Genomic DNA, 14258 nt, shown 5'->3' with positions numbered 1-14258 from the left:
CAGGATTCGCCGCCGCAGCCTCACGTCCAGACACCCTGAGAACACACCCAGCGTTCATGAAGAGAAAAAAGCAGAACAGCCACAGTGGCAACACCCTGGAACGCTTTGCCCGATTGCCGGCCGAGAGAAAACGTCGATTGCTGCTCAAGTCAGCGGTGGGCCTCGGTATTCTGGGAATCGGTGCCGGAGCCATCTCGGATTACGACAGCAGACAACGTGAATTGCATGATCTGACCAGCGTCGGTGCCGGCGAACCGGTGGTCGTGCAGGTACACGATACCAGTTGCCCCATCTGCCGGAGCCTCAAGTCCATCACGACCAAGGTCATCGCGGATCATCCGCACATCCGGTTCCGGATAGCCGATATCGCAACCGGCGAAGGACAGGCCTTGCAAAGGCAATACGGGGTTCAGAAAACCACTCTGCTGCTGTTCGATGGCAGGGGGAACCTGCTGGATACGGTCGTTGGAGCGCAATCGCGCGAGAACCTGGAAAGGCTGTTTGCCAGACACTACCCACCAGCCGCCTGAGCGGGGTGAGTAGCGTCCTGCGGTGTCCCTATTCAGCCAGCGGCGCGTGCAAACGATGATGCAACAACGAACTTGCCAGGCGTCCCCTGAACATCCTGGCTCCCGCCAGTACGGCCAGGTCGATCAGTGGTTCTATCAGAACCACCGTCATGTACGCCAATCCGAACGTGGTGACCTGAGCCATGTTCTCCGCGCCAATACCATTGCCGTAAATCGCCCAGAAGCCGACCCATAGAACGATGCCTCCCTGATACGCCAGCGACAACTTGAAAGCCTGGGCATAACCGATATCGACATAGGCCGTATTGGCCGGAATGATTCGTTGTGCAATGGCATGGGTGGCAAACAGGGGCAACAACAGAGTCGTCACGTTCATGCCGTATTGCGGCAGATCCGCCGGTGCAAACAGCAGTCCCTGCGACAACAGACCCAGCATCAGTCCGATAGCCGCTGGCGCTACGCCAAACAGCAGGAGCAAGGTCGTACCCAGTATGAGATGGACTTCGGATATACCTACGGCGACATGGGGAAACACCTCGAAAAACAGGAATACCAGCACACTGGCAACCATCGAACGTATCGCCAGTGGCAAGACGCCTGCCTGTCTGATTGCGTCCCTGACGTGGCTGACACCCAGCACCAGGGCGGTGGCCGCTGTTGCATGACTCAGAAGGATCTTTGATCCTTCGACAATACCCGGTTCCATATGCATGTTTGCTGACTCCTGAAAGGCTAGCGGAAGGTACGATTGCCGGGAGACTGCTTGTCCCTGACACCGACCCAATGACTGGCTGGCGTATAGGTCGCCTGCCAGAGTTCAGCCAGCTGCCTGATACGTCCCAAGGTCAGGAAGCCGGATTCGAAATCCACCACATGGCATTCATGCACGTGGCGGGGCAAGGCAGGCAGCGGCTCGTATCGCCCATCACTGAGCAGCCACAGCACCCGACGTCGATCCGGGAAGCGTTTCTGCTGATGCAACATCAACTGCTCGGCACGTTGTATGGCGAGGTGGACGGGACTGCCTCCACCACCGCTGATAGGTTCAATCCAGGCACGGGCATGCGCGCCGGCCTTGTGCGGGTCGTGCAACACCTGCACCTTGTTTCCAGCGAAACTGATGACAGCCAGGGCATCTCGCCGGCGATAGGCCTGCTGGCCAAGGTCCAGCAGAACGCCTTTGGCCGCTGCCAGCTGCCCGGCAGTCATCATCGAAGCCGAGCAATCCAGCAGCACACAATGCAACTCGGAAATACTCTTGCGCACCGCCTTGAATCGCAGATGCTCATGCAGCAACCGGGCATTGCGGCGCGCTTTCAGCGTGTTCGGCCAGTGGATACGACGGGTCTCTGCTTCCACCTGGTGACGCTGCCATCGTAGCCTGTCGGTGCGCCCGGCAACTGACTCCGCGTCAGCCACCGAACGCATCACGGCTTTTTTCGCATTGCATCTCCCGCATGCCGAAGCGGCAGCACCGGCACAGGCTGCGCAGGCAAGGCACCCCACTGCCGGTCGCCGGCATCCCTGCTTGTCGATGTCGAGGAAGTCGCCAGAGCCTGCAACATCTCCTGACTGATTTCAGTCTCCAACGACTGCCCCGGCGTGGCTTCATGCGGTGCTGTCGAACCCGGTTCGACCCCGTCGCCCTGCCCCTCAGGCAAGGAATTCATCGATGGTCTGCTGCCTTGTGCCGGGTTCGAGGTAGAGTCCTGAGATGCCGACGACGACTCGCCTTGTTTCTGTGAATTCGCCTCGTCACCTGGCTGTGCATCGCGATCCGATCGGCCGGATTCCGCAGCCCCCCGGGGACCCGCGCTCGCCGACTCCGCGCGACGCCGGTGCGCCAACACCAATTCGGCGACTGTCTCGATATCGCTGGGCTCTATCGATGTGCGTCCCTGCAATGCAGCCATGGCACGACTGGCTCGTAGCATCACCAGGTCGGCCCTCACCCCGTCGACGCCGGCGTCATGGCAGCGCCGGGATACCAGATCATGAGCCTGGTCAGTGAACGCGATACCTGACTTGCGCTGTCTGGCCTGCAACAGCTGCTCAAGCAGATCCTGCTGACGCTGTGCATGTGCTTGCAGAAAGGCCAGCGGCTCGTCATCAAAGGCCAGCCTCGAACGCACGATCGTCTGTCGCAGATTCAGATCCATCGTATCCTCGACTGCCACATACAGACCGAAACGATCCAGCAGCTGAGGTCTCAATTCGCCTTCCTCCGGATTCATGGTTCCGATCAGCACGATATCGGCCGCATGCTGATGAGAGATGCCATCCCGTTCCATGCGGTTGACCCCACTGCTGCAGACATCCAGCAACAGATCAACCAGGCTGTCTGCCAACAGATTGACCTCGTCCACATACAGCACACCGCGGTGCGCCCGTGACAACAGCCCCGGCTGGAACGCCGTCTTGCCCTCTTGCAGGACCAGCTCGAGATCCAGCGTCCCCACCAGCTGCTCTTCACTGGCTCCCAGCGGCAGGTTGACGAACTCGCCCTCCGGCAGAATATCGGCCAGTGCTCGCGCGCTGGTTGTTTTCGCCGTCCCGCGCGCGCCCTCGATCAGCACGCCTCCCAGACGCGGATCGACAGCCACCAGTTTCAGGGCCAATTGCAGCCTGGGCTGCCCCTGCAAGGCGGAAAACGGATAAACCGGCACAGTATTCAGCGATGCAGACTGTCGGTTCGACTTGTTCATGCAGGGACTCCACTGTCGTCGACTTGACTGGACGCTCTGCCAGCGCCGAGCGAGACACCCTCCAGCGACTCCTCAATGGCCAGCAGTTGTGCTTCGATACGTGCCTGGTAGTCTCCGGGCTCCTGCCAGAGGCCCCGCTGCATGGCCTCCAGCAAGCGCTCGCAGATCTCTCGCAAGGCATCCGGGTTGTGCTCCTTCAGGAATTGCCGGACCTCATCGTCCTCGACGTAGGCATCAGTGACTCGCGCGTATTGATCATCACGAACCACATGAGCCGTTGCGTCATAGGCAAACAGGTAGTCGACCGTTGCGGCCATCTCGAACGCCCCCTTGTAGCCATGGCGCATGACACCTGCAATCCACTTGGGATTGGTGACTCGAGAACGTACCACTCGACTGATCTCCTCTTCCAGCGTACGAATGGCTGGCGCCAGTGTATTGCTGTGATCACCGAACATGACACTCGGTTGCCTGCCACTGAGATGCCTTGCTGCGGCTGTCATGCCGCCCTGAAACTGATAGTAGTCATCCGAATCGAGCAGATCGTGCTCTCGATTGTCCTGGTTCTGCATGACCAGATCCAGATTCTGCAGCCGGGTTGAAAACTGCTCCCTTGCTTCCGTGCCATGGTCATGCTGACCATAGGCATATCCTCCCCAGTTCAGATAGGCTGTGGCGAGATCCCCGTCATCTGTCCAGTGCTTCTGATCGATGAGCCCTTGCAGACCGGCACCGTAACTGCCGGGAGCTGATCCGAACACGCGATGACCGGCCAGACGACGCGCTTCCTCTGTCGACAGACCCTGTGCCTGCAGACGCTGCGCATCCCGCTGAATGCGGGCGCGTATCGGATTCAGCGATTCCGGTTCATCAAGCTCTGCAACCGCCTGCACGGCTGCATCGAACAGGCGCATCACCGAGGCAAAGGCGTCACGGAAAAAGCCCGATACACGCAGGGTCACGTCCACACGAGGCCGATCCACCACCGACATGGGAAGAATCTCGAAACCGCTGACGCGATGGCTGCCATCAGCCCATCGAGGACGAACACCCATCAGGGCGAGGGCCTGCGAAATATCATCACCGCCGGTACGCATGGTGGATGTTCCCCAGACCGACAGGCCAATGCTTTTCGGGTAATCACCGTGTTCCTGCATGTAGCGAACCAGCAGTTGCTCGGCCGAGCGCGAGCCCAGGCCGTAGCTGGTCATGGTCGGTATGGAACGGGTATCCACCGAATAGAAATTCCTGCCGGTCGGCAACACATCCGGTCGCCCGCGCGAAGGCGCGCCACTCGGGCCCGCCGGCACGAATCGACCGCACAGGCCGCGAGTCAACTGATACAACTCCTGCTCCCCGCAGGCATCCAGACTCGGACGCAGCTGCAGTCGCAACCGCGACATGACTGCCTGCGTCTTCGGCCATTGGACCAGGTGCTGCTGCACGGCCTCGGGATCCAGCCCCCTCAGAACCGAGTCGCCCTGATCCGGTGTGTCCGGATCGATCAGCTGCAAGGCCAGAATCTCGAGCCGTTCCCGGGTATCAGCCACATTTCGCCATGGTTCGGACGAGCAGGCTTGCAATAGGAACGGTCGATTGCCCGACCACTCGGCACTCCAGTCGTCCATCACGAGCGGGTCGAAGCCACCCAGTTGCAGATCCTGCGACAGGGCCCGTATCAGACTGTTGTCCGATGCCTCACCGCTACCGACCGGGTGACGTGCCAAGGCCAACAACGTATCGCGTCGCAGACGTCCGGTCGGGGACTCACCGAATACATGCAAGCCGTCCCGGATCTGGCTCTCCTTCAATTCACACAGATAGGCATCGATGCTGTTGAGCAGAGCCTGCTCCTGTTCGGCATCGGCAGGAGCAGGCAGATTGACATCGCGATGCAGATCGTGCTCGACGATATGTCCCAGAATCTGCTGGCGCAGCACATCGGCACGGCGACGATCCAGCAGCAGAGCCTCGTAGTATTCATCGATCTGCCGTTCCAGATCACGTAGCGGTCCATGGCTGTCAGCACGAGTCAATGGAGGCATCAGGTGGTCGATGATGACCGCCTGGGCCCGACGCTTGGCTTGTGAACCTTCTCCGGGGTCATTGACGATGAACGGATAAAGATGTGGCATGGGCCCCAGAACCAGATCCGGCCAGCATTCCCCGCTCAGGGCAATACTCTTGCCTGGCAGCCACTCCAGATTGCCATGTTTGCCCACATGCACGACGGCATCCGACTGCCATTGCTCACGCAACCAGACATGGAAAGCCAGATAATGATGCGGCGGGATGAGGTCCGGATCGTGATAGCTGGCCATCAGATCCAGCTCGTAACCCCGCGCAGGCTGTATGCCGACGAAGACCTGACCGCATCGCAAGCCGGCGATCATGAAGCGCCCCTGCCGCAGCATCGGGTCAGTATCCGCCGGTCCCCAGCGCTCATCCAGGGCGCAGCGAACGGATGCCGGCAAGCGAGAGAAGAAATTCAGATAATCCGACAGGTCCAGACTCTGGCGAGCCGGGCGCAACAGCCATTGCGAGGGATCGTTGGTTATGCCTTCCCTGAGGGCCTTCATCAGGGCATTGCCATCGTCAGGAATATCCTGCGTGCGATAGCCTTCATCGCTCAGTCGTCGCAGTATGTTGATGACTGAAGCCGGCGTATCCAGGCCCACGCCATTGCCCAGTCGCCCCTCACGGGTCGGATAATTCGCGAGAATCAGAGCCAATCGCTTGTCGCCGTTGTTCATTGAGCGTAACCGGCACCAGCGTCGAGTCAACTCGGCGACGAACCGCAGGCGTTCGCCATGAGCCTGATATCCCACGATATCGCATTGCGTCAACTCACAGCGCCTTTGCAGTCCCTTGAAGCTGACCGCCCGACTGATGATTCGGCCATCGACCTCCGGCAAGGCCACGTGCATGGCAATATCACTCGGGGTCAGCCCCTGCGTGTCGGACTCCCAGCTATCCTGATTGCTGCCGGAGAGAATCACCTGCATCACGGGAATATCCCCCATCAATGCATGATCGCCAGGATCTTCCATGGATGATTGTGAAAAGGCAGTGGTATTGAGTATCAGGTCCACACCATGTCGGTCACACAGTAGCTGGATGCCACTCATGCAATGCGGATCCTTCAATGAGGCCACCGCCAGAGGCAGGGGGTTGAGTTGCTGAGTCTGCAGTGCGTCGCACAGTTGCAGAAACACCGAGGTATTACCCGATTGCAGGTGCGCCCGGTAGAAGATCACGGCAACGCAAGGGGCTCCCGGCAGCCAGCGACTCGGCCAGTCGCTCTCTTCACCGGCAGTCGGCGGCAGGATGCTCAAGGCGGGCAGTGGCTCAGGTTCATCCAGCTGCGCCGGCAGCCCGAAGAATCTGTCGCCGAGCAAACGGTAGAAATTGCGGGCATTATGCATCCCGCCTTCACGAAGATAGCGCCACAGTTGCCGACAAACTTCGGCCTCGACAGTGCTTTTCATCAGCAGATTGCCGTCCTCGGCATTGTCACCGGAAAACATGACCAGATGAATGCCGCGCGCCTCGCACAATTCGACAATGCGATCCACGGCATAGGGCCAATAGCTCTCACCGCCAAGCAGATCAATGATGATGACTCGGGCATGTTGCAGGATCTGTTCGATGTACAGATCCACCGACGCCGGTTGTCGCAAGTGCATCTGATTGGTCAGGCGCACAGTCGGGTAGGCGTTCGCGGAGGCCTCTGCACCGAGGCTCGGATGGGCTGCCGACAACAAGGCCAGCGTCGTGTCTGCGGCACTGAGGATGACCAGCTCACCCGGATCCTGATCAATCCGGGTGATGACCGATGCATCGTCGACGTAGGCACCGGGTTGTGAGGACAGCAGATGCATCAGATGAGCTCGGCCTGTCCGGCATGTCCACCACTACTGACCACGGCAGACACTTCGCTGCCCTGAACGCTGGCCGTCATCAGGGCATCCTGCAACAATTTCTCGTCGAGTTGCTGCCCGATCAGCACCAGCTGGGTATGGGGAGTTTCAGCGTCGCGCCAGCGACGATCGTAATAACTGTCGAAGCGCCGTCCCACGCCTTGCACCACCAGTCTCATCGGTTTGCCGTCGATTGCCACGAATCCCTTTATCCGGAACAGGGTGTGCTCCTCTACCAGTCTGTCCAGCACCTCCATCAGACGACTGCGATCCACTACCGGCAGCGTCACGACCATGGAATCGAACTGATCGTGATCATGGTCATGCTCATGACCCTCGTCGTGCTCGTGATGACCCCTGCGCTGATCGATCGTCTCCTCACTGGCACTCCCCAGGCCCAGCAACAGGCTGTTGGACACCTTGCCTTGTTCGCTTCGGATGATCTTGACCTGTGCCGGCAGCTCCTGCCTCACCACCTCCTCGACCTGCCGGCATTGCGGCTCGCCCACCAGATCCGTCTTGGAGAGGACCACCAGATCGGCGGCCAGCAACTGATCCTCGAACAATTCGTGCAGAGCCGACTGATGATCCAGATTCGGATCGGCCAGGCGTTGCTGCTGAACCGCCTGTGGATTGCTGGCGAACTGACCCGCAGCCGTTGCCGGTGTGTCGACCACGGTCACAACCGCATCAACGGTAAAGGCATTGCGTATCTCGGGCCAGTTGAATGCCTGTACCAATGGCTTCGGCAGAGCCAGGCCGGAGGTCTCGATCACGACATGATCTATCCGATCGCTGCGTTCCAGCAACTGGCGCATGACCGGGTAGAATTCCTCCTGCACGGTGCAGCACAGGCAGCCATTGGCCAGCTCGTAGACGTTGCCGGAAGTCTCCATGCCTGCAACGTCCTCCTCGCAACCCAGACTGCAGCGCTCCAGAATGTCGCCGTCGATACCGAGTTCGCCGAATTCATTGACGATCACCGCAATTCGCAGTCCCGCAGCCGATTCGAGCATGTTGCGAACAAGGGTGGTCTTGCCACTGCCCAGAAAACCGGTAACGATCGTGGCAGGAATTTTCCGTACGTCAGCCATGGGATACCTCGGTGTTGTCATTGGTGTCTGATGATTCCCTGCGATCTGCCACCTCGGAGAACTGCAAGGGTGGTATACGTGCAACGAAATGCCCCTTGATCCCCTGCGGCCACTGCTTGAATGGCACTTGTCCCGTTTCCGATACCCGATACCCGGCTGTGAAATCCAGCAGGGCCTCGGCACTGTCGACATCGGGACTGAACTCACCGAACACGTAGCTGTATTTCCCACTCTGGTGCAGGGCTGCCGAACAGGAGCGCTTGCATGACATCAGGCAGCGTGTGCGTTGCAACTGCACGACCGGTGCGCCGACATCGGCAAGGGCATGTTGTTTCAATGCCTCTTCGACGCGATTGGCAAAGTGTTCACCCGGACGCAGGCCATCGACACTGTCCTCCTGCTGCCCGCAGGTCGTACACACAACGACGGTTATCATCGAACGGAAACCTCTTCTTGCAGGCCGCAACCTGACTGGTTCATGGAATGAGCATGCGGCGCCGCATGAGAGCTTTGCCAAGGCACGATATAGGACTGATTGCGAAACTCGCCGTGGATGGCCTGCAACTGATAGACGCTTTGCAGATTGTCAGGGGTCAGCACGCGACGTGGCTCCCCACTGGCCACTTCGACCCCTTCATGCAGCAGCAGCAACTGATCGCAGAATCGGCTGGCCAGGGTCAGGTCGTGCAATACAACCAGCACGACCCGCCCGCGACGACTCTGCGCGTGCAACAACTCCATCACCTTGAGCTGATGATGGGGATCAAGCGAAGCGCAGGGCTCATCCGCCAGCAAGACATCGGCATCCACTGCCAGTGCACGTGCCAGCCGCACTCGTGCCAGTTCGCCACCGGAAAGCTGATTCAGCGGTCGTGTGGCCAGCTCTGTGAGACCGGTTTGGTCCAGCGCCAGCGCAACCGCCTCCGTGTCTGTTCGAACTTGACTCGAACCCGACTTGTCATCGACCGCCTGTCGCCTGAGCAACACACCGCGTCGTCGATGCGGCAGGCGACCCAGGGAGACGAAGTCCCTGACAGCCATGGGCCAGGCAAGCTCTCCGGTCTGCGCCAGATAGGCCAGGCTTCGGGCACGCCAGTCTGCAGAGCTCTGCTCCAGCCACTGCGCCCCCAGCCGGCAATGCCCGGTATGGGGCAGCAGCTGAGCCACTGCTCGCAACAGGCTGCTCTTGCCGGCACCGTTGGGTCCTGTCAATCCACACAGGGAGCCACCGGGGATCAGCAGACTGACGTCATTCACCAGACAGCGCCCATTGCGTTGCACCGTCATGTTCTGCAGGTCAAGATCAATCATCGCAGCATCTCCGTCTGGCTGCGCATGACAAGCAACAGGAAAAAGGGTGCCCCGATCAGTGCGGTCACCACACCGAGCATCAGTTCGAAGTCCTGACTGACCAGGCGCAGAACAATATCGGCAGACAGCAACAGCAATGCACCACCCAGAGCGCTGGCCGGCAACAGCCGAGCCGGATGATAGCCCGTGGCGCGACGCAACATGTGGGGAACCACCAGGCCAATGAATCCGATGGCACCCGCAACTGCAACACTGGCTCCCACACACAAGGCTGTCCCGATGATGACCTTCAGGCGAAGCCGAGATGGGCTGACGCCCAGACTGCACGCCTCCTCCTCGCCAAGCGTCAAGGCATCCAGCTCCCTGCCGCAGGAGAACAGCAGACCGGTACCCGCCAGAACGAACGGCAGGCACAGGCGTATGTCATCAAAGCTGCGATCGGCTATGGAGCCCATCAGCCACAGCACGATATCCTGTACATCAGCCGGAGTCGGCGCCAGATTGATGGCCAGGGAGATCAGGGCCGCAGCCAGTGAGGACAGGCCGATACCGGCCAGAATCAGGGTCAGGTTACCGACCGCCCGCCGGGCGAACAGGGCCAGTATCAGTGTCGACAGGGCAGCACAGGCCATCGCCGACAGCGGCAGCAACCAGGCGCTGATACCGGCCAGACCGAAATACAGGCACAGCACCGCTCCCAGACTGGCACTGGCACTGACACCAAGCAGACCCGGTTCAGCCAGAGGGTTGCGCAGCAGACCCTGCAAGGCAGCACCCGAGACACCCAGGGATGCACCGACAATGATGGCCAGCAGAACCCGCGGTAGCCGAATTTCGGTCACGATCAGATGAAGGCGAGACGCTCTGTCGATGCCGGCCAGGGATTCCGGCAAGGAACTGGCCGAGTCCGCGTGGAACAGCGCTGCCAGCACCTCCTGCGTCGACAGTTGCAGAGGACCGACAGTCAGGGACAGAACCATCAGACCAGCCAGACTGAGCAGCAGGATGGTATTGAGCCACAGATCCTGGCGCAACTTCATGGCCTGCCTCTAGCCGGAACGGCCTGCGAACGGCTCTCCAGTCGCACGGCAAGCTGCTCGACGGTGTCCACTTGCCCCCAGTTGCTGCAACCACTATCCAGACTGCTGAGGGTGAGAACCGGGCGATCCTCCAGCAGTTGGCGTAACAGAGGGTGGCGCGTGACGGCTGAACCACCCGGTGCGACATCATGTCGCGTCTGACTGACAAGAAAGGCATCAGGGGGTGACAGCAGTATCGATTCCAGCGACACATGGCTCCACCCCGTCAGACCATAGTCTTCCGCCTTGTTGCTGACGTTCAGCCCCTGCAGCAACGCATCGATATAGGTGCCGCCAGCTGCCGTTCCGCCATTGCCACGCAAGTACAGAACGCTGAGAGCTGACTGCGGTGACGGGATCCGCTGCAATCTTGCCCTTGTCTGCCGCAATATCTCTTCGGCCCGATCACGCCGGCCGATCAGCTCCCCCACCTGCAGAAGACTGCTGAAGATTCCCGGCCAGTCATTCGGATACGGAACATTCACAACGCGGATACCGAACCTGGCAAACAGATCGGACTGATGTTGTGCCTGCCAGCGCCGTGACGCCAGCACCACGTCGGGCTGTTGCATGATGACTTCTTCGGCACTGGCGCGGTTTGCCGGATAGCGCAAGGCCGCAGCGGAAAACGACGACCGCCTCGGATCCTGAGCCTGTTGCGACACCGACGTGATCTGTGACTCATCGGCCAGGCCCAACAGCAGCATGTCGGCGCACAGATTGGTCGACATGACGCGCGGTAATGCGTGGCCGGAAGTGGCAGGCGACGGGTTCGAGTTGAGGACAGCTGCTGAAGAATCCTCTTCAGCGGCATCGTTCCCCGCCTCTACCATCGAGCTAAAGGCAGTGATGCACAACAATGCAACTCCGGCAACAAACTGGCAATGAGCAGGGCACCCGGAAGAATTGCCGCCACTGCGCCCCCGACCCGACTGCGCAAGGACAGGCAGATAGACTGAAGCCTGCCTCAACGACAGGCCTCTGCCTGGCATCGGCCGGTCCGCTCCCTCTGTTTCCGACACGTCTGTCGGCTCGTCAGAAATCGATACCGGCCTGTGCCTTGACCCCTGCCTTGAAGGCGTGTTTCCTGTCGGCAATCTCGCTGACCGTATCCGCCACATCATGCAGCTCGGGCTTGGCAGCACGCCCGGTCACGACTACCGTCTGATGCGCCGGACGCGCCTTAATGGCAGCGATGACGGCGTCCGTTTCCAGAAAACGGTACTTGAGCATGTACGTCAGTTCATCGAGCAGTACCAGGTTCAGGCTGTCATCCTGCAGCATCCTCTCCGCATGCGCCCAGGCTTCATCGGCTGCGGCCTTGTCCGCATCCCAGTTCTGTGTGTTCCAGGTAAAGCCTGTGGCCATGGCGTGGTATTGCACACTGTCCAGCCCCAGCCGCTGCTGCAGGAATATCACCTCGCCGGTTGACTGCGTGCCCTTGATGAACTGCACGACTCCACAGCGGTGTCCATGTCCCAGTGCACGGTAGAGAGTGCCGAACCCGGATGTCGTCTTGCCCTTGCCATTACCGGTGATCAGAATGACGATACCGCGCTCGATCTGTGCCTTTTCGATCCCGGCATCGACAACGGCTTTCTTCCGCTGCATGCGTTCCGCATGCTTCTGTTTGCCTTGCTCTTCCATTCCCGACTCCCGCTGACGCAAACGATCTGCATGGGGAAGAGAACGAACTGACGGACAAAGAGCTCAGATATCGTTGTTGGAGAGTTGAACGCTGCTGCCTGAAACAGAATCGATCATTCAACCATCCCGACGCCTGAAGCGGATCGTCGGTCATGCTCTCACCCCGGAGCAGATACCAGATGAAACACAGTGTCAGGCAGGTCTTCTGGCTTACCATCTTCCGGTTTGCGTCACCTTCCCGAGTCAAGTCGCTATCGCGAACCTCAGTGGCATGAGACGTAACCGTCTGGCTTACAGCAGCGGGGGCTGCGCCGGAATGAATCGATTCTCGCGAACGATTGTCACCGGACTTCCCTTTTCACCCTGGCAAGGAACACTCCGCCAGAGAACCCGAACACCGATATGGTTGCATTTCAGTGCAGGTACGTCAATGTTCGATTGCCTCGAGCGACGCAGAGCAGCGCAGCGCAGGTCGATGCAGAGATACACCCATACGCAGACGCATCGGTCACTGCGGCATGATGGCAAGCAACATCAACGCAGCAGCATCATCCCCAACAGGGCGGCAAGCAGCAATGCCGCGCTCAGCATCACCGCCGTCGCATACAGTCGCAGCCCCTGCTGCAACGCAGACACTCCAGGTGCCGCACCCGTCGGATTCAACCACGGCTCGTCACTGATCGTGTGTTGATAGACACGCGGACCGGACAGACGCACATCCAGCGCAAATGCCATGGCCGATTCCGGCCAGCCGGCGTTGGGTGACCGGTGGTGATCGGCCTGTCGGGCAACGGCGGCAAACGAAATGCGACCGGCAGCGGCCAGCCAGAAAAGAGCCGCGCAGACTCTGGCAGGCAGAAAATTGGCCACGTCGTCCAGGCGTGCCGCAAATCTGCCGTAATCCTTGTATTGCTCACTCCTGTGCCCGATCATCGAGTCGAGGGTGTTGATGGCCTTGTAGGCAGCCATTCCCGGCAAGCCCAACAGAACGCCCCAGAATAGCGGGGCAATGACCCCATCCGAGGCATTCTCGGCCAGACTCTCCAATGCTGCCGAGCAGATGCCGGATTCTTCCAGCTCTCGTGTATCCCGGCCAACGATCATCGATACGGCCTGCCGGGCTGCCGGTACATCCTGGCAACGCAAGGGCGCCAATACTGCCGCGACATGCTGGTACAGACTCCTTGCCGCCAGCAGACTGGAAGCCAGCATGGCCTCCAGCAGAAAACCGAACGGATTGTCCGGCAACAGGCGAACCAGCAAGCCGGCAACTGCAGCACTGAGCCCGATGAGCAGCAACGAACCCAGGGCGCCGGCAATGTAGCGTTGGCGATCGCTGGCTGAAGGCTTGTTGAAGCGTTGCTCCAGCAAGCTGATCAGTGCCCCCAACCAGACGACCGGGTGACGAACACGAGCAAACAGCCAGCGTGGCCAGCCCAGCAGCAACTCGAGCAGCAATGCTGCCAGCATCAACATCGGTCAGCTTTCCCTGATCAGATCATTCCGGAGCCACGAAAACAGGAAAGGCCCGCCTGAGCGAGCCTTTCCGGAAGGTACTACCTTACTACCGACTGATTAGTTCAACTTGATCTGAACGTCCACACCGGCGGCCAGGTCCAGCTTCATCAGGGCGTCTACCGTCTTTTCTGTTGGATCAACGATATCCATCAGACGCTTGTGAGTACGCAGCTCGTACTGGTCTCGCGCGTCCTTGTTGACGTGTGGAGAAACCAGGATAGTGAAGCGCTCTTTCTTGGTTGGCAAAGGAATCGGACCCAGAACTCGGGCGCCGGTACGCTTGGCGGTTTCAAGAATTTCCTTCGCAGAACGGTCGATCAAACGATGATCGAAAGCCTTGAGACGAATACGGATTGTTTGACTGGCTGCCATAATGAATTACTCGATGATTTTGGCTACGACGCCGGCACCAACCGTACGTCCACCTTCGCGGATCGCGAAACGCAAGCCGTCT

At 59.8% G+C, this 14258-nt stretch carries 14 protein-coding genes and 1 riboswitch; of the genes, 1 reads left to right on the top strand and 13 read right to left on the bottom strand.

Going from position 1 to position 14258, the window contains the following annotated elements; all coding sequences use genetic code 11:
- Window positions 1-56 precede the first annotated feature (56 nt).
- The gene (locus tag ACUNV4_RS27380) at window positions 57-530 is read left to right on the top strand and encodes a thioredoxin family protein (protein ID WP_430881849.1); all 474 of its coding nucleotides are present in this window, start codon (window positions 57-59) and stop codon (window positions 528-530) included.
- Window positions 531-558: 28 nt separating this feature from the next.
- Here the strand turns inward: ACUNV4_RS27380 and ACUNV4_RS27375 are convergent, their stop codons facing one another.
- From ACUNV4_RS27375 to ACUNV4_RS27315, 13 genes are all read right to left on the bottom strand, one after another.
- A complete protein-coding gene (locus ACUNV4_RS27375; RefSeq protein ID WP_430881848.1) occupies window positions 559-1242 on the bottom strand; it encodes an energy-coupling factor ABC transporter permease in 684 nt (227 codons plus the stop codon).
- A gap of 20 nt (window positions 1243-1262) precedes the next feature.
- On the bottom strand, window positions 1263-1958 hold the full coding sequence (locus tag ACUNV4_RS27370; RefSeq protein WP_430881925.1) for a vWA domain-containing protein: 696 nt from the start codon (window positions 1956-1958) through the stop codon (window positions 1263-1265).
- Window positions 1958-3235 carry an ATP-binding protein gene (locus ACUNV4_RS27365; protein WP_430881847.1) on the bottom strand — a complete coding sequence of 426 codons (1278 nt, stop codon included), beginning with the start codon at window positions 3233-3235 and terminating at the stop codon, window positions 1958-1960. Before ACUNV4_RS27365 ends, ACUNV4_RS27370 begins: the two co-directional genes overlap by 1 nt.
- On the bottom strand, window positions 3232-7116 hold the full coding sequence (gene cobN / locus ACUNV4_RS27360) for a cobaltochelatase subunit CobN (RefSeq protein WP_430881846.1): 3885 nt from the start codon (window positions 7114-7116) through the stop codon (window positions 3232-3234). Before cobN ends, ACUNV4_RS27365 begins: the two co-directional genes overlap by 4 nt.
- Window positions 7116-8249: a cobalamin biosynthesis protein CobW gene (gene cobW, locus ACUNV4_RS27355; protein ID WP_430881845.1), complete on the bottom strand. Its 1134-nt coding sequence runs from the start codon at window positions 8247-8249 to the stop codon at window positions 7116-7118. Before cobW ends, cobN begins: the two co-directional genes overlap by 1 nt.
- Window positions 8242-8685, bottom strand: coding sequence for a DUF1636 family protein (locus ACUNV4_RS27350; protein WP_430881844.1), 444 nt, complete (start codon window positions 8683-8685; stop codon window positions 8242-8244). Before ACUNV4_RS27350 ends, cobW begins: the two co-directional genes overlap by 8 nt.
- Window positions 8682-9560, bottom strand: a complete 879-nt coding sequence (locus tag ACUNV4_RS27345) for an ABC transporter ATP-binding protein (RefSeq protein WP_430881843.1) — start codon at window positions 9558-9560, stop codon at window positions 8682-8684. Before ACUNV4_RS27345 ends, ACUNV4_RS27350 begins: the two co-directional genes overlap by 4 nt.
- Window positions 9557-10600: a FecCD family ABC transporter permease gene (locus ACUNV4_RS27340; RefSeq protein WP_430881842.1), complete on the bottom strand. Its 1044-nt coding sequence runs from the start codon at window positions 10598-10600 to the stop codon at window positions 9557-9559. The genes ACUNV4_RS27345 and ACUNV4_RS27340 overlap by 4 nt, the downstream gene beginning before the upstream one ends.
- Window positions 10597-11370, bottom strand: coding sequence for an ABC transporter substrate-binding protein (locus ACUNV4_RS27335; protein ID WP_430881841.1), 774 nt, complete (start codon window positions 11368-11370; stop codon window positions 10597-10599). The genes ACUNV4_RS27340 and ACUNV4_RS27335 overlap by 4 nt, the downstream gene beginning before the upstream one ends.
- 304 nt (window positions 11371-11674) lie before the next feature.
- Window positions 11675-12286 carry a cob(I)yrinic acid a,c-diamide adenosyltransferase gene (gene cobO, locus ACUNV4_RS27330; protein WP_430881840.1) on the bottom strand — a complete coding sequence of 204 codons (612 nt, stop codon included), beginning with the start codon at window positions 12284-12286 and terminating at the stop codon, window positions 11675-11677.
- A 178-nt stretch (window positions 12287-12464) separates the two neighbouring features.
- A riboswitch (cobalamin riboswitch) is annotated at window positions 12465-12695 on the bottom strand.
- A gap of 125 nt (window positions 12696-12820) precedes the next feature.
- The gene (gene cbiB, locus ACUNV4_RS27325; RefSeq protein ID WP_430881839.1) at window positions 12821-13762 is read right to left on the bottom strand and encodes an adenosylcobinamide-phosphate synthase CbiB; all 942 of its coding nucleotides are present in this window, start codon (window positions 13760-13762) and stop codon (window positions 12821-12823) included.
- A gap of 99 nt (window positions 13763-13861) precedes the next feature.
- Window positions 13862-14176 (bottom strand): 30S ribosomal protein S10, encoded by a 315-nt coding sequence (gene rpsJ / locus ACUNV4_RS27320; RefSeq protein WP_430881838.1) that lies wholly within the window; start codon window positions 14174-14176, stop codon window positions 13862-13864.
- 6 nt (window positions 14177-14182) lie between these two features.
- A partial coding sequence (locus tag ACUNV4_RS27315; RefSeq protein WP_223268883.1) for an EF-Tu C-terminal domain-related protein occupies window positions 14183-14258 on the bottom strand: 76 nt, incomplete at its 5' end.

The organism is Granulosicoccus sp. 3-233 (genome assembly GCF_052681095.1).
The sequence above is the reverse complement of the archived record's forward strand: the minus strand, read 5'-3'. Positions and strand labels throughout refer to the sequence as shown.

Excerpts from the sequence above, each read along its gene's own strand:
- ACUNV4_RS27375 (WP_430881848.1), bottom strand. The coding sequence starts at position 1,242 with ATGCATATGGAACCGGGTATTGTCGAAGGATCAAAGATCCTTCTGAGT.
- ACUNV4_RS27350 (WP_430881844.1), bottom strand. The coding sequence starts at position 8,685 with ATGATAACCGTCGTTGTGTGTACGACCTGCGGGCAGCAGGAGGACAGT.
- cobO (WP_430881840.1), bottom strand. The coding sequence starts at position 12,286 with ATGGAAGAGCAAGGCAAACAGAAGCATGCGGAACGCATGCAGCGGAAG.
- ACUNV4_RS27365 (WP_430881847.1), bottom strand. The coding sequence starts at position 3,235 with ATGAACAAGTCGAACCGACAGTCTGCATCGCTGAATACTGTGCCGGTT.
- ACUNV4_RS27340 (WP_430881842.1), bottom strand. The coding sequence starts at position 10,600 with ATGAAGTTGCGCCAGGATCTGTGGCTCAATACCATCCTGCTGCTCAGT.
- cobN (WP_430881846.1), bottom strand. The coding sequence starts at position 7,116 with ATGCATCTGCTGTCCTCACAACCCGGTGCCTACGTCGACGATGCATCG.
- cobW (WP_430881845.1), bottom strand. The coding sequence starts at position 8,249 with ATGGCTGACGTACGGAAAATTCCTGCCACGATCGTTACCGGTTTTCTG.
- ACUNV4_RS27345 (WP_430881843.1), bottom strand. The coding sequence starts at position 9,560 with ATGATTGATCTTGACCTGCAGAACATGACGGTGCAACGCAATGGGCGC.
- ACUNV4_RS27370 (WP_430881925.1), bottom strand. The coding sequence starts at position 1,958 with ATGCGTTCGGTGGCTGACGCGGAGTCAGTTGCCGGGCGCACCGACAGG.
- ACUNV4_RS27380 (WP_430881849.1), top strand. The coding sequence starts at position 57 with ATGAAGAGAAAAAAGCAGAACAGCCACAGTGGCAACACCCTGGAACGC.
- cbiB (WP_430881839.1), bottom strand. The coding sequence starts at position 13,762 with ATGTTGATGCTGGCAGCATTGCTGCTCGAGTTGCTGCTGGGCTGGCCA.
- rpsJ (WP_430881838.1), bottom strand. The coding sequence starts at position 14,176 with ATGGCAGCCAGTCAAACAATCCGTATTCGTCTCAAGGCTTTCGATCAT.
- ACUNV4_RS27335 (WP_430881841.1), bottom strand. The coding sequence starts at position 11,370 with ATGTCGACCAATCTGTGCGCCGACATGCTGCTGTTGGGCCTGGCCGAT.